The 13,477-nt window shown below is 68.7% G+C and carries 12 protein-coding genes; 7 read left to right on the forward strand and 5 right to left on the reverse strand.

Translation table 11 applies throughout. The features are described 5' to 3' along the window. Positions 1 to 3 precede the first annotated feature (3 nt). From AC07OH_RS15595 to AC07OH_RS15605, 3 genes are all read left to right on the forward strand, one after another. The gene (locus tag AC07OH_RS15595) at positions 4 to 924 is read left to right on the forward strand and encodes an ABC transporter permease (RefSeq protein WP_056574139.1); all 921 of its coding nucleotides are present in this window, start codon (positions 4 to 6) and stop codon (positions 922 to 924) included. Between the two features lie 52 nt (positions 925 to 976). After that, on the forward strand, positions 977 to 2,146 hold the full coding sequence (locus AC07OH_RS15600; RefSeq protein ID WP_489061924.1) for a BMP family ABC transporter substrate-binding protein: 1,170 nt from the start codon (positions 977 to 979) through the stop codon (positions 2,144 to 2,146). 86 nt (positions 2,147 to 2,232) lie between these two features. After that, on the forward strand, positions 2,233 to 2,610 hold the full coding sequence (locus tag AC07OH_RS15605) for a hypothetical protein (RefSeq protein WP_495301283.1): 378 nt from the start codon (positions 2,233 to 2,235) through the stop codon (positions 2,608 to 2,610). Between the two features lie 6 nt (positions 2,611 to 2,616). Here AC07OH_RS15605 and AC07OH_RS15610 read toward each other — a convergent pair whose 3' ends face one another. The 3 genes from AC07OH_RS15610 to fabA form a co-directional block, all read right to left on the reverse strand. Continuing rightward, positions 2,617 to 3,012, reverse strand: coding sequence for a nuclear transport factor 2 family protein (locus AC07OH_RS15610; RefSeq protein WP_495301284.1), 396 nt, complete (start codon positions 3,010 to 3,012; stop codon positions 2,617 to 2,619). Positions 3,013 to 3,113: 101 nt separating this feature from the next. Continuing rightward, the gene (gene fabB, locus AC07OH_RS15615) at positions 3,114 to 4,334 is read right to left on the reverse strand and encodes a beta-ketoacyl-ACP synthase I (RefSeq protein ID WP_495301285.1); all 1,221 of its coding nucleotides are present in this window, start codon (positions 4,332 to 4,334) and stop codon (positions 3,114 to 3,116) included. A gap of 10 nt (positions 4,335 to 4,344) precedes the next feature. Then, positions 4,345 to 4,860, reverse strand: coding sequence for a 3-hydroxyacyl-[acyl-carrier-protein] dehydratase FabA (gene fabA / locus AC07OH_RS15620; protein ID WP_056574156.1), 516 nt, complete (start codon positions 4,858 to 4,860; stop codon positions 4,345 to 4,347). Between the two features lie 236 nt (positions 4,861 to 5,096). Between fabA and AC07OH_RS15625 the strand changes: the two genes are divergently transcribed. Further along, on the forward strand, positions 5,097 to 6,164 hold the full coding sequence (locus tag AC07OH_RS15625; RefSeq protein ID WP_495301286.1) for an adenosine deaminase: 1,068 nt from the start codon (positions 5,097 to 5,099) through the stop codon (positions 6,162 to 6,164). On the opposite strand, the gene AC07OH_RS15630 is transcribed toward AC07OH_RS15625, so the two are convergent. After that, complete coding sequence (locus AC07OH_RS15630) at positions 6,125 to 7,438, reverse strand: MFS transporter (RefSeq protein ID WP_495301287.1); 1,314 nt, start codon at positions 7,436 to 7,438, stop codon at positions 6,125 to 6,127. The genes AC07OH_RS15625 and AC07OH_RS15630 overlap by 40 nt on opposite strands. Positions 7,439 to 7,544: 106 nt before the next feature. On the opposite strand from AC07OH_RS15630, the gene AC07OH_RS15635 reads away from it, so the two are divergent. The 3 genes from AC07OH_RS15635 to AC07OH_RS15645 all read left to right on the forward strand — a co-directional run bounded on the left by AC07OH_RS15635 (position 7,545) and on the right by AC07OH_RS15645 (position 12,056). Then, entirely contained in the window at positions 7,545 to 8,498 is a 954-nt protein-coding gene (locus AC07OH_RS15635; RefSeq protein WP_495301288.1) for a LysR substrate-binding domain-containing protein, read from the forward strand. 102 nt (positions 8,499 to 8,600) lie between these two features. Continuing rightward, entirely contained in the window at positions 8,601 to 9,410 is an 810-nt protein-coding gene (locus tag AC07OH_RS15640) for a helix-turn-helix domain-containing protein (RefSeq protein WP_495301289.1), read from the forward strand. Positions 9,411 to 9,524: 114 nt separating this feature from the next. Continuing rightward, positions 9,525 to 12,056, forward strand: a complete 2,532-nt coding sequence (locus AC07OH_RS15645) for a penicillin acylase family protein (RefSeq protein ID WP_495301290.1) — start codon at positions 9,525 to 9,527, stop codon at positions 12,054 to 12,056. Here the strand turns inward: AC07OH_RS15645 and AC07OH_RS15650 are convergent. Beyond that, positions 12,046 to 13,311, reverse strand: coding sequence for an MFS transporter (locus AC07OH_RS15650; protein ID WP_495301291.1), 1,266 nt, complete (start codon positions 13,309 to 13,311; stop codon positions 12,046 to 12,048). The genes AC07OH_RS15645 and AC07OH_RS15650 overlap by 11 nt on opposite strands. Between the last annotated feature and the right edge of the window lie 166 nt (positions 13,312 to 13,477).

Raw genomic sequence — 13,477 nt, forward strand, 5'->3', positions numbered from 1 at the left:
ACCATGGAAAGCTACGCACTCCTGCTGGGCTCGACCCTGAGCGCGGGCACCGTGCTCGCCATCGCGGCGCTGGGCCTGTTGATCAACGAGAAGGCCGGCATCGTCAACCTCGGCGCCGAGGGCATGATGCTGTGCGCCGCCATCGCGGGCTTCGCGACGGTGGTCATCACGCACAACCCCTGGCTCGGCTTCCTGGCCGGCATGGCGGCCGGCGCGCTGCTCGCGGCCTTCTTCGGCGTGCTCGTGATCTGGCTCAACACCAACCAGTACGCCACGGGGCTGGCGCTGAGCCTGTTCGGCGTGGGCTTCTCGGCCTTCGCCGGCATCAGCTTCGTGCAGGCCAAGCTGCCCGAGAGCACGCCCTTCGCCATTCCCGTGCTGGCCGACATTCCGCTGGCCGGCCCGGCGCTGTTCCGGCACCACCCGATGGTGTATGTGGCCGTGCTGCTGACCATCGGGCTCATCTGGTTTTTGTACCGCACCCGCGCCGGCCTCGTGCTGCGCTCGGTGGGCGAATCGCCCGAGTCGGCGCATGCGCTGGGCTACCCGGTGCGGCGCATCCGCTTCCTGGCGGTGATCGCGGGCGGCGCGCTGTGCGGGCTGGCAGGCGCGTACCTGTCGACCGTGTACACGCCGCTGTGGGTCGAGGGCATGGTCGCCGGCCGCGGCTGGATCGCGCTGGCGCTCACCACCTTCGCCACCTGGCGCCCGATCCGCGTGCTGCTCGGCGCCTACCTGTTCGGCGGCGTTTCGATGCTCGGCTTTCACCTTCAGAGCAGCGGCGTCGACGTGCCCTCGCAGTTCCTCAGCATGGCCCAGTACATCGCGCCGATCGTGGTGCTGGCGCTGATCTCGCGCAACCCCGCCTTCATCCGCATCAACATGCCGGCCTCGATGGGGAAACCGTTCTACCCCGGCTCATAATCGCGTTCTCGTTTTTTTGCCAACCCGTCCTTTTCTTCTGAGGATTTCGACAATGAATGATCTGAACAAGCGTTCCCTGCTCAAGCTCGCGGCACTCACCGCGGTGGCTTCGGCGGCCCTCATCGGCTGCGGCAAGAAGGAAGAGGCGGCCGCCCCCGCTGCACCGCCGGCACCGGCCCCCGCCGCCGCGCCGGCCCCCGCGCCAGCAGCCCCGCTGAACATCGCATTCGCCTATGTCGGTCCCGTGGGCGACGGCGGCTGGTCCTTCGCACACGACAACGCCCGCAAGGCGCTCGAGAAGGAATTCGGCGACAAGATCAAGACCACCTTTGTCGAAAGCGTGCCCGAGTCGGCCGACGCCGAGCGCGTGTTCCGCGACTTCGTGGGCCAGGGCAACAAGCTGATCTTCGGCACCACCTTCGGCTACATGGAGCCCATGCTCAAGGTCGCCAACGACAGCAAGGACGTGAAGTTCGAGCATGCCACCGGCTACAAGACCGCCGAGAACATGCGCACCTACGACAGCCGCACCTACGAAGGCGCGTACATGGCCGGCGTGATCGCCGGCTCCATGACCAAGAGCAACACGCTGGGCGTGGTCGGCTCGGTGCCGATTCCTGAAGTGCTGCGCAACATCAACAGCTTCACGCTGGGCGCGCAGTCGGTCAACCCGAAGATCACCACCAAGGTCGTGTGGGTGAACGAGTGGTTCAGCCCGCCCAAGGAAACCGAAGCCGCCACCGCGCTGATCAACGGCGGCGCCGACGTGCTGTTCCAGAACACCGACTCGCCGGCCGTGCTGAAGACCGCGCAAGAAAAGGGCAAGCGCGCCTTCGGCTGGGACTCCGACATGACCGCCTACGGCCCGAAGGCCCACCTGGGCTCGGCCATCATCAACTGGGCGCCGTACTACATCAAGACCACGCAAGATGCGCTGGACGGCAAGTGGACCACCGGCCAGACCTGGTGGGGCGTGAAGGAAGGCGCGATCGACATCGTCTCGATCGCCGAAGACGTGCCCGCCGAAGCCAAGGCCAAGGTCGAAGAAGTGAAGAAGGGCCTGAAGGACGGCAGCTTCTCGATCTGGAAGGGCCCGATCGTCGGCCAGGACGGCAAGGAACTGATCGCCAAGGACGCGGTCGCCGACGACAAGTTCCTGTCGGGCGTGAACTTCTACGTCAAGGGCGTGGAAGGCAAGGTGCCGGGCGGCGACAAGAAGTAATCATTGGTCGATCGCTTCGGCGATTGCCACGAGAAGGGTCGTCTGCGGACGGCCCTTTTTTTTCATTCAGGAAAGGGATTCACACCATGAAGCTGCACAGGGTCATGGCGGCAGGTGCGGCACTGCTGGCCGTGTCGATGTCGTTCGCCGCACCGCCGACGTTCTCGAAAGAAGAGCATCGCCTGCGCAAGGCCGTGGACGACGCGGAAATGTGCTTTCATTTCGCCGGCGAATTCAACGGCGACGGTTCGGCACACGACAAGGAAGTGGCGCGCCAGCAGCGCCGGCATTGCGGCAAGGAAAGCCAGCAACTGGTGCTGCGTGCCTACCGCAAGAACCCGCAGGACACGCGCCTCTACCCGGCGGTGCTGCGGCTGGACGGGCTGATGCCGGGGCTCACCTTGCCCGCGGCCGAGAAGGCCCGGCTGTGTGCCGTGGCCAGGACGGAACTGGCCTGCCCCTGAGCGCGTTTACTGCTGCGCAACCGCCTGCAGCTGCGCCGCCATCTTCTGGTGGATCAGGTTCACCGCCTTCAACGGCCGCAGCATCACCTTGAACTCGGTGATCCGGCCTTCGGCGTTCCACTTCATCATGTCCACGCCGTTGATGGCGATGCCATCCAGTTCGAGTTCGAACTCGAGCACGGCATCGGTCGGGCCCTGGAGTTCGCGCACGTAGCGGAAGCTCTCGTTGAAGAAGACCTGGAAGGCCGCGGCGAGGTACTGCTTCGTGATCGCCTTGCCGACCTGCGGCCGGTGCACCACGGGCGAAAGGAAGACGGCGTCGTCGGCCAGCAGGGCATCGAGGCCCGCCACGTCGCGTGTCTTGACGAGCCGGTGCCAGGTGGAAAGGGTGTCGATCGCCATGGGTCTCCTCGCGCGGTGGATGGATGGAAGAACGAAAAACCCAGTCTAGCGAAGCGCCCGCAGGCCCGTCGTCGCGGGCGCGACGGGGCCGGCAGGCGTTCTTACGCGCCCTGCCAGCGCTTGAGCACCAGCGTGGCGTTGGTGCCGCCGAAGCCGAAGCTGTTGCTCATCACGGTGTCGACGGTGGCGTTCTCGCGCGTGGCGGTAAGGATCGGCATGTCGGCCACTTCGGGGTCGAGCGCCTCGATGTTGGCCGAGCCGGCCATGAAGCTGCCTTCCATCATCAGCAGGCAGTAGATCGCCTCGTGCACGCCGGCGGCGCCCAGCGAGTGGCCCGACAGGCTCTTGGTGGAGCTGATGGCCGGCGCCTTGTCGCCGAAGACTTCGCGCACGCCCTTCATTTCCATGACGTCGCCGACGGGCGTCGAGGTGCCGTGGGTGTTCAGGTAGTCGATGGGCGCGTCGACGGTGGACATGGCCATCTGCATGCAGCGCACGGCGCCTTCGCCGCTGGGCGCGACCATGTCGTAGCCGTCGGAGGTGGCGCCGTAGCCGACGATCTCGGCGTAGATTTTTGCGCCGCGTGCCAGTGCGTGATCGAGCGACTCGACCACGACCATGCCGCCGCCGCCGGCGATGACGAAGCCGTCGCGCTCGGCGTCGTAGGCACGCGAGGCCTTTTCAGGCGTCTCGTTGTACTTGGTGGACAGCGCGCCCATGGCGTCGAACAGGAACGACTGGGTCCAGTGTTCTTCTTCACCGCCGCCGGCGAACACGATGTCCTGCTTGCCCATCTGGATCTGCTCCATGGCGTTGCCGATGCAGTGCGCGCTGGTGGCGCAGGCCGAGGCGATGGAGTAGTTCAGGCCCTTGATCTTGAAGGGCGTGGCCAGGCAGGCGGACACGGTGCTGCTCATGGTGCGCGTCACGCGGTAGGGGCCGACGCGCTTGACGCCCTTTTCACGCAGCAGGTCGAGCGCTTCCATCTGGTTCAGCGTGGAGGCGCCACCCGAGCCGGCGATGAGGCCGGTGCGCGGGTTGGACACCTGCTCCTCGGTCAGGCCGGCATCGGCAATGGCGTCCTTCATGGCCAGGTAGGCATAGGCCGCCGCGTGGCCGACGAAGCGATAAAGCTTGCGGTCGATGAGGTCTTCGAGGGGAAGGTCGATGGAGCCGGCCACCTGGCTGCGCAGGCCCATTTCGGCGTAGGCCGGCTGGAACCGGATGCCGGGGCGGCTGGCGCGCAGGTTGGCGGAGACGGTCTCCTTGTCGTTGCCCAGGCACGAAACGATGCCCAGACCGGTGATGACGACGCGTCGCATGGGGAAACCCTCAGAAATTGTCGGTGGAGGTGAACACGCCGACCCGCAGGCCCTCGGCGGTGTAGATCTGGCGACCGTCGACGCTCACCGAGCCGTCGGCGATGGCCAGGTTCAGCTTGCCCTTGAGCACGCGCTTGATCTGGATGCTGTAGGTGACGAGCTTGGCGGTCGGCAGGACCTGGCCCGTGAACTTCACTTCGCCCGAGCCCAGGGCGCGGCCGCGGCCCGGCAGGCCCTGCCAGCCGAGGAAAAAGCCGACCAGTTGCCACATGGCGTCCAGGCCCAGGCAGCCCGGCATCACCGGGTCGCCTTCGAAGTGGCAGGCGAAAAACCACAGGTCGGGCGTGATGTCGAGTTCGGCCGTGAGTTCGCCCTTGCCGTAGGTACCGCCCTCGGCGCTGATGTGGGTGATGCGGTCCACCATCAGCATGTTCGGGGCGGGCAGCTGTGCGTTGCCGGGGCCGAACAGTTCGCCGCGGCTGCAGCGCAGCAGGTCTTCGCGGGTGAAGGCGTTTTGTAGGGTCATGCGAGTCGATCAAGGACGGCGCCAGGGGCACGAATGCACGCTGCGCGCGGATTGGAGGGAGAACACGCCCGATGCCGGGCCTGCCGGGGTCCAAGCCTAGCGCATCCGCCATGGCCCGATTTGACCCAGATCAGTTTGGGGGAAATGGGGCTGGCAGCGTATACGTTTTCGGGGATGCCGCGCAGGGTGTCTGCCCTTATGCTGTGCGCGATCACAACGTCGATTTCCCACGCCCCATGACCGATTCCAGCCGCCCCCTCTTCGACCCCAGCTTCGCGCAGCGCATTCCCGCCGAACGCCTGCCCGAGCTGCTGCGTGCCATGCCCAAGGCCGAGCTGCACATGCACATCGAAGGCTCGCTCGAGCCCGAGCTGATCTTCGCGCTCGCGCAGCGAAACGGTGTCTCGATCCCGTATGCCAGCGTGGAAGACCTGCGCAAGGCCTACGCCTTCACCAACCTGCAGACCTTCCTGGACATCTACTACGCCGGCGCCAGCGTGCTGCTGAAAGAGCAGGACTTCTACGACATGGCCTGGGCCTACCTGGAGCGCGCCGCGGCCGACCAGGTGGTGCACACCGAGATGTTCTTCGACCCGCAGACGCACACGGCGCGCGGCGTGTCGATGGAAACGGTGGTCAACGGCCTGCACCGCGCCTGCGTCGATGCACTGCCCAAGCTGGGCGTGAGCGCCTCGCTCATCCTGTGCTTCCTGCGCCACCTGAGCGAGGAAGATGCCTTCGAGACGCTGGAGCAGGCGCTGCCGTACCGCGACAAGTTCATCGGCGTGGGGCTCGACTCGAGCGAGGTCGGCCACCCGCCCGAGAAGTTCGCGCGCGTGTTCGCACGCTGCCGCGAGCTGGGCTTTCACCTCGTCGCGCACGCGGGCGAAGAAGGCCCGCCGGCCTACGTGTGGAGCGCGCTCGACGTGCTGAAGGTCGAGCGCGTCGACCACGGCGTGCAAAGCGCGAAAGACCCGGCGCTGATGAAGCGGCTGGCGCAAGACCGCATTCCGCTCACCGTGTGCCCGCTGTCGAACCTCAAGCTGTGCGTGTTCCCCGACCTGTCGCAGCACAACCTGGGTGCGCTGCTCGACGCGGGGCTGGTCGCCACCGTCAACTCGGACGACCCGGCCTACTTCGGCGGCTACATGAACCAGAACTTCACGCAGACCTTCGCCGCCACCGGCCTGGGCGTGCAGCAGGCCTGGCAGCTTGCGGCCAACAGCTTCGAGGGCAGCTTCATCGACGCGGCCGCCAAGCGCGCCTACGTCGACCGGCTCAACGCCGTCTTCGCGACCTTCTGAGTCAGCTCGGCCGTGCAGGCGCCGGGACCGGCGTTGCGGCGCGGCACGAGCAGCGGCATGGCCACCAGCGCACAGGCGCTGGCCGCCAGCCACACGACCGGCCAGCCCTGCAGCGCCAGCAGGTGAGGAATGGAAAAGGGCGTGACGAAGCACACGAGGAACACACTGGTGTTCGCCATGCCCAGCGCGGTGCCGGCGCGCGCCGCGCCGGCCAGCGTGGCCAGCTCGGTGTACGCCACGCCGTGCCAGGCCGACACGCACACGCCGCTCACGGCCAGCAGCGCGATCAGCGCCCCGCGCAGCGCGGGTGAAGGCGCCTCGGTGCCCGCCGCCATCACCAGCGCAGCCAGGCCCGCGAACAGCAGCACGCTGAGCGCGCTGCAGGCGCGCAGGTAGGCCGGGCGGTTGCGGCGGCGGTCGGTCCAGCGGCCGCTCCACACGCGCATCGCCATCGCGCCGACCTGCACGAAGACCATGGCCGCGGTGATCGTGCCCAGGCCCACGTGGCCGAAGTCGTGCAGGAACACCGTGCCGAAGGACAGCACCGCGAACTGCGGCGCGCACAGGATGCCGATGCCGGCCACGATGCGCCACACGCGCACGTCGCGCAGCGGGCCGGTCTTCGGCGCCGGCGCTTCCACGTTCGCGTGGCGGGGCGCCACGGGCGGCTCGTGCACCCAGGCCCAGCTCATCGCCGCGCTCAGCGCGCACAGCAGCGCGAGCAGGCCGTACAGCGCGGCGAAGCCGAAGTGCAGGGCGACGAAAGGCAGCACCAGCGCGCCGATGCCGCCGCCCAGGGGCACCGCGGTCTGCCGGATGCTCATGGCGAGGCCGCGCTCGCTGGCGTCGAACCAGGTCATCACCGCGCGCCCGCTCGCACCGTTCACGCTGCCGCCGAGCAGGCCCACCAGCAGCAGCCCCGCGCCCAGCACGCCGAGGCCCGGCACATGGCCGGCGCCCGGTGCGGCCCACAGCGCCATCGCGACCAGCGCGATCGCCGTGCTGCCCAGGCCGGCCAGCAGCACGGGGCGGTCGCCCCAGCGGTCGGTCAGCAGGCCCCAGGGCAGCTCGCTCACGGCGATGCCCAGGCCCATGAGGCCGAGCACCAGGCCGAGCGCGGCGTTGTCCAGCTGGTAGCCGGTGCGCATGAGCACGGCGGTCATGGGAATGCCGCTGAAGGCGACCGAGAAGGCCGCGTTGGCGGCCACGCCGGCGGCGAGCACCTTCCAGCGGTGGCGGGGCGACAACGGAGGGGAGGAGGGCGATGGGGTCATGTTGCAGCGCAGTGTCCGCCGCTGCAAAGGTTTTGAAAATCAGAAAATAATGAGCGGATCGTCCTGAAATTCAGGATGATCGAAAAGCCTCATGCAAGGACCCGCGATGACCCAGGTGATGTTCGATCTCGACGTGCTGCGCACCTTCTCCACCGGCATGGCCCTCGGCAGCTACGCGCGCGCGGCCGACAAGCTGGGCCGCTCGACCTCGGCCGTGAGCGCGCAGCTCAAGAAGCTGGAGGCGCAGGCCGGTACCGTGCTGTTCCGCAAGGAGGGCCGCGGCCTGGCGCTCACCGATGCCGGCGAGACGCTGCTGGCCTACGCGCACCGCATGCTCGAACTCAACGACGAGGCCAGCGCCGCGCTGCGCGGCGTCGACCTGCAGGGCTGGGTGCGGCTGGGCCTGCAGGAAGACTTCGGCGAGACGCTGCTGCCGGCCGTGCTCGGCCGCTTCGCGCGCGCCCACCCCAAGGTGCGCATCGAGGCCTGCGTGGCGCGCAGCGGCGAGCTGCGCGAGCGGCTCGAGCTGGGCCAGCTCGACCTGGCCCTGGCCTGGGACGCGGGCGACCAGCCGCTGTCGCCGCATGCCGAGCGCGTGGCGCGGATGCCGCTGCTGTGGATCGGCCCCACGGCGCCCGAGCGCGTCGATGCGCCCTGGTGGACCGAGCGCGAGCACCGCGCGGGCGTTCGCGCCGTGAAGAGCAAGGAGCCGCTGCCGCTCATCATGCTCGACGCCCCGTGCCCGCTGCGCGAGATCGTCATCACCGCGCTCGACCGCGCCGGCCTGCCGTGGCGCCGCGCCTTCGGCAGTGCCAGCCTGGCGGCGCTGTGGGCCGCGACGTCGGCCGGCCTGGGCCTCACGGTGCGCACGCCGTTCGGGCTGCCCTCGCATGTGCGCACGCTCGATCGCTCGGTGCTCTCGCTGCCGGCGCTGCCGCAGATCTCGCTCGTGCTGTACCGCGCGCAGGCCCGCGCCGAGGCGCCGGCGAGCCGGCTGGCCACGCTGCTGCTGGAGGCGGTGCGCCAGCATGCGCAGCTGCAGGCCGTGCCACCGCGCTGACCCCGCCGAGCGCAGGCCCTTGCCGGGGCCGGGGGCGCAATGCGTGAGAATCCGCCGCTGGAGACAAGACAAGCGCAAGAGACAAGACCCAAGCGAGGCGGCATGACCATTACGCGGCACAACTCCCTGCACCTGTGGGACGACAGGTTCCTCTACATCACACCGGCGATCCAGTCGGGGCTCACGGCGCGTTCGTCGGCCACGCTGCTGGCCTCGGTGAGCGGCCATCCCTTCACGCTGGAGGCGGTCGACGGCACGCGCGTGCGCTGCACGGCCGCGCTGGTGGGGCCGCATGTGTCGCGCCGGCTCGACGTCGACGGCTGCGGGCTGCTGTCGCTCAACCTCGACCCGGCCTCCAGCGCCTACCGCATGCTCTCGCGGCACATGGGCGGCCACGGCATCCAGCCGATCGACGCGCGCCGCTTCGGCCGCACGCGCGACGACTTCGAACCGGCGCAGCACGGCGCGCTGTCCGACCGGCGCCTGCAGATGCTGAGCGCGAAGCTGGTCACGTCGATCACCGAGAGCCCCGAGCTGCAGGCCGCCATCGACCCACGCATCGACCGCGTGCTGCAGGCCATCCGCACGCATGCGGGGCAGATCCCGCTGCGCGAGTTGTCGGCGCTGGCCTTTCTCTCGCCCGACCGGCTCACGCATTTGTTCGCGCAGCAGGTGGGCGTGTCGATCAAGCGCTATGCGCTGTGGACCAAGGTGCGCCGCACGGTGCAGCAGTTCACCGCGCGCCGCCCGCTGACCGACGTGGCGCTGGTCAGCGGCTTCACCGACGCGGCGCACATGAGCCGCACCTTCCAGCGCTACTTCGGCCTGTCGCCGTCCTTCCTGTCGAACCAGGTGCGCGTGACGGCCGACGAGCAGGCCTCGCACGCGTGGGGGCGCGGGATGGCACACTGAGTCTTCAGTAGTCTCCAGGCGCTGTCGCAGGACAGCGGCTGCGTTCAAGCCGCAGCCGGTCTGCCTGCCTAAGCTGGCGGTGCTCCATCAAGAGAGCATCAACCGGAGACATCCATGAGACAGACATCCCCGCGCGGCGCCATGCCGCTGTCCCTGCTCGCGTTGGCCACGGCCGCTGCACTCACCGCTTGCGGTGGCGGTGGTGGCGGCGGCAACGGGTTCCCGTTCTTTCCCATCGGCGGCAACCCGCCCACCAACCCACCGGCCGAAGGCAGCTACAAGGCCGAGATCCGCCGCACCGCCCTGGGCGTGCCGCACATCAAGGCCGACAACTGGCCCGGCGTGGGCTACGGCTACGGTTTTGCGCAGGCGGAAGATGACCTGTGCACGATGGCCGACTCCTTCCTCACCTACCGCGGCGAGCGTTCTCAGTACCTCGGCGGCGACGCGCAGCTCGTGGCCAGCAGCACCATCGCGCGGCCGAAGAACATCGACTCCGACTTCTTCCACAAGCAGGTGATCTCGGCCGATGTGCTCGCGAAGATGATCGCGGCCCAGCCCGACAACCTGAAGCAATTGGTCGAGGGCTTCGCCGCCGGCTACAACCGCTACGTGCGCGACGTGAAGGCCGGCGGCACGGCGCACCAGGCCTGCCGCAGCGAAGCCTGGGTGAAGCCCATCACGGCCGAGGACATCTACCGCCGCATGTACGCGGCCAACCTCGCGGGCGGCTATAGCAACTTCCTGCCGAACATCGCCAATGCGATCGCACCCGCACCGGCCGCGCCCACCAAGATGGCTGCGCGCAGCGGCGCGAAGAAGGCCGCGCTGCAGCTGGCGGCGGTCGTCAACGTGCCTGAGCTGCAGGTCGGTGGCAAGGAGGGCGTGGGCAGCAACATGATCGGCTTCGGCACGGCCGCCACCGGCGACAGCAGCCCGCTGCTCTTCGGCAACCCGCACTGGTACTGGCGCGGACCGGATCGCTTCTACCAGGCGCAACTCACGATTCCGGGCCAGCTCAACATCAGCGGCACCTCGTTCCTCGGCATTCCGGTGATCCTCATCGGCTTCAACGACAACATCGCGTGGAGCCACACGGTGTCGACCGCGCGTCGCTTCGGCTTCTACGAACTGAAGCTCGCGGCGGGCGACCCGACCAGCTACATGCGCGACGGCAAGCCTGTGAAGATGCAGGCGCTCAACATCACCGTCAACGTGAAGCAGGCCGACGGCAGCGTGGCGTCGGTGACGCGCACGCTCTACAAGTCGGAGTACGGGCCGATGGTCAACCTCACGACCTTCGGTCCGCCGTTCGCCTGGAGCCAGACCACGGCCTTCGCGATCCGCGACATCAACGGCGAGAACTACCGCACCTTCAAGAACTGGCTGCGCTGGAACCAGGCCAAGTCGCTGGACGAGTTCATCGCCATCCAGCGCGAGGAGGCGGCCATTCCGTGGGTCAACACGGTGGCCGTGGGCCGCGGCGCGGCCAAGGCCTGGTATGCCGACATCGGCGCGATTCCCAATGTGTCGCCCACCCAGGTGGCCAGTTGCACGACGCCGCTGGGCGCGGCGGCCGGCGCCTCGCTGCCGCGCGTGCCCTTCTTCGACGGCTCGAAGAGCGAATGCGACTGGCAGACCGATGCCGACTCGGCGCAGAAGGGCGCCATCGGCGCGGCCCGTCTGCCGAGCTTGCTGCGCGACGACTACGTCGAGAACTCGAACGACAGCTACTGGCTCGCGAACCCCAAGGCGCCGATGACCGGCTACCCGGCCATCATGGGGCCCGCGGGCACGGAGGCCGTGAGCTTCCGAACGCGCCTGGGCAACCTGATGGCGCAGGCGCGCATCGACGGCGCCGACAGCTACGCCGGCAAGGCGGCCACGCCCGAGACCGTCAAGCAGATGGTGCTCAACAGTCGCGTGCTGACGGCCGAGCTGTTCAAGGACCAGGCGCTGGCCATGGTGTGTGCGACGCCGACGATCAACGTGGCAACCGATCCGCAAGGCGGCGCCGCCATCGGGCGCGACGTGGACACCGGCCCGGCCTGCGCGGTGCTCAGGGCCTGGAACAACACGGGCACGATCGGCGCGCGCGGCGCACACATCTGGGACGAGTTCTGGAACCGCGCGTCGCTGCAATCCGCGGCCACGCTCTACAACGTGCCCTTCAGCGCGAGCGATCCGATCCACACGCCGCGCGACCTGAAGGCCGGCGCCGCGAGTGCCCTGCAGCAGGCCTTCGGCGCGGCCGTCGCGCGCGTGGAGGCCAGCGGCTTCGCACTCGATGCACAGCGCGGCGACTACCTGTTCGCCACGCGCAGCGGCCAGAAGATTCCGCTGTACGGCGGCTGCCACGGCCCGGGCTACTTCACCATCGCGTGCTCCGAGAACCGTCTGGACAAGGGCGGCTACACCATGGACGGCAACCCGAACGGCAACAGCTACATGCAGATCGTGCGCTTCCCCGAGGGCGGCGTCGAGGCGCACACCTTCCTGACGTTCTCGCTGTCGGACGACCCGGCCTCGGCGCACAACGCCGACTACACCCGGGCCTACAGCGCGGGTCAGTGGCTGAAGGTGCCGTTCTCCGAAGCGGAGATCAAGGGCGACGCGGCCTACCGCAGCGCCGTCGTCAGCGAGTAGCGGACGACGTACGGGACGCGGCTCGCTGCGCGAGCCAGTTCCACCCGGCGCCTGCGGCCATGAGCACGCAGGTGCCGAGGAACACGGCGCGCATGCCGATGTGCCCGCCCACGAAGCCGCCGAGCAGCGGGCCCGCCACCTGGCCCGTGTACTGCGCCGAGGTCGAGTAGCCCAGCATGTTGCCGGCCACGCGCTCGGGCACGTTATGGCGGATCACGCTCGCGATGCAGGGCAGCAGCCCGCCGAGCGACAGCCCCATCAGGAAGCGCAGCACCACCAGTTGCCAGCCCGCCGTGACGAAGGCCTGCGGCACCAGCAGCAGCGCCGACACCGCGAGACAGCCGACGATCACATTCCAGTGCCCCACGCGGTCGGCCAGCTTGCCCAGCCGCGAGGCCGAGAGGATGCTGCCGAGCGCGGCGGCCGACATCACGAGGCCGGCCATCATCGTCACGCGCTGCGGGTCGTCGAGCAGCGTGGCGACGTAGACCGTGATGATCGGCTCGATCGACATGTTCGCCAGCATCAGCAGCATGCCGGTGAAGAGCATCGCGACCAGCGGGCGCTTGTCGGGCACGGCAGCCCAGCCGGTGTCGTCGGAGGCGCCGCGTTGCTTCGCGGTGGAGGGCGCCTTCTTCTCTTCACGGATGAGAAAGGCCGTCGCGAGAAAGGCGATGAAGATCATCGCGCCGGCCGCGAAGAAGGTGTTGCGGATGCCGACCAGCGGCGGCAGCACCCCGCCCACCAGCGGCCCCACGAGGTTGCCGGCCATGATGGCCGACGACATCGTGCCCAACGCCCAGCCCGTGCGGTCCTTCGGCGTCTGCGTGGCGACCAGCACCATCGAGCCCGAGGCATAGCCACCCAGCAGGCCCGCGAGCAGTCGCAGGCCCACGAGCTGCCACACGTTGGCCGCGAGGCCGATCAATGCCATCGCCACGGCCATGCCGAGGCTCGCGCGGATCAGCATCGGCTTGCGCCCGTAGCGATCGGCCAGCCGGCCCCACAGCGGCGCGACCAGCGCGGCGCTCAGGAAGGTGGCGCCATAGGCCGCGCCCGACCACTGCACGATGGCCGCGTGGTCCTTCACGCCAAGCTGCTCGACGTACAGCGGCAGGAAGGGCAGCAGCAGCGTCATCGCGATGATGGTCGTGAAGGAGCCGAACATGCAGACGGCGAGGTTGCGCTGCCAGTGTGCGTGGGCGCCCGGTTCGGCTGCAGGGGCGCCGGCTGTCGTTGTCGTCGGGTTGGTCATGGTGGGAACGCCCATTGTGGGACGGCCCGCGCGGGCTGGCGCTTGCCGATTGGTGGGGGCACCCATCGCGGCGCGGGAAGGGCGCAGGCCGTATCCCTCCCGCTGGCGCGGTGGGACGGGTTGGTCTAGCCTTGTGTCTGCTGCTTCAAACAACCCTCTTTTCAGG

This window comes from Variovorax sp. GW821-FHT10C12, assembly GCF_059415405.1.

Bases quoted from the DNA above. Each gene is read 5' to 3' on its own strand.
- AC07OH_RS15595 (WP_056574139.1), top strand. From the start codon at position 4: ATGGAAAGCTACGCACTCCTGCTGGGCTCGACCCTGAGCGCGGGCACC.
- AC07OH_RS15600 (WP_489061924.1), top strand. From the start codon at position 977: ATGAATGATCTGAACAAGCGTTCCCTGCTCAAGCTCGCGGCACTCACC.
- AC07OH_RS15605 (WP_495301283.1), top strand. From the start codon at position 2,233: ATGAAGCTGCACAGGGTCATGGCGGCAGGTGCGGCACTGCTGGCCGTG.
- AC07OH_RS15610 (WP_495301284.1), bottom strand. From the start codon at position 3,012: ATGGCGATCGACACCCTTTCCACCTGGCACCGGCTCGTCAAGACACGC.
- fabB (WP_495301285.1), bottom strand. From the start codon at position 4,334: ATGCGACGCGTCGTCATCACCGGTCTGGGCATCGTTTCGTGCCTGGGC.
- fabA (WP_056574156.1), bottom strand. From the start codon at position 4,860: ATGACCCTACAAAACGCCTTCACCCGCGAAGACCTGCTGCGCTGCAGC.
- AC07OH_RS15625 (WP_495301286.1), top strand. From the start codon at position 5,097: ATGACCGATTCCAGCCGCCCCCTCTTCGACCCCAGCTTCGCGCAGCGC.
- AC07OH_RS15630 (WP_495301287.1), bottom strand. From the start codon at position 7,438: ATGACCCCATCGCCCTCCTCCCCTCCGTTGTCGCCCCGCCACCGCTGG.
- AC07OH_RS15635 (WP_495301288.1), top strand. From the start codon at position 7,545: ATGACCCAGGTGATGTTCGATCTCGACGTGCTGCGCACCTTCTCCACC.
- AC07OH_RS15640 (WP_495301289.1), top strand. From the start codon at position 8,601: ATGACCATTACGCGGCACAACTCCCTGCACCTGTGGGACGACAGGTTC.
- AC07OH_RS15645 (WP_495301290.1), top strand. From the start codon at position 9,525: ATGAGACAGACATCCCCGCGCGGCGCCATGCCGCTGTCCCTGCTCGCG.
- AC07OH_RS15650 (WP_495301291.1), bottom strand. From the start codon at position 13,311: ATGACCAACCCGACGACAACGACAGCCGGCGCCCCTGCAGCCGAACCG.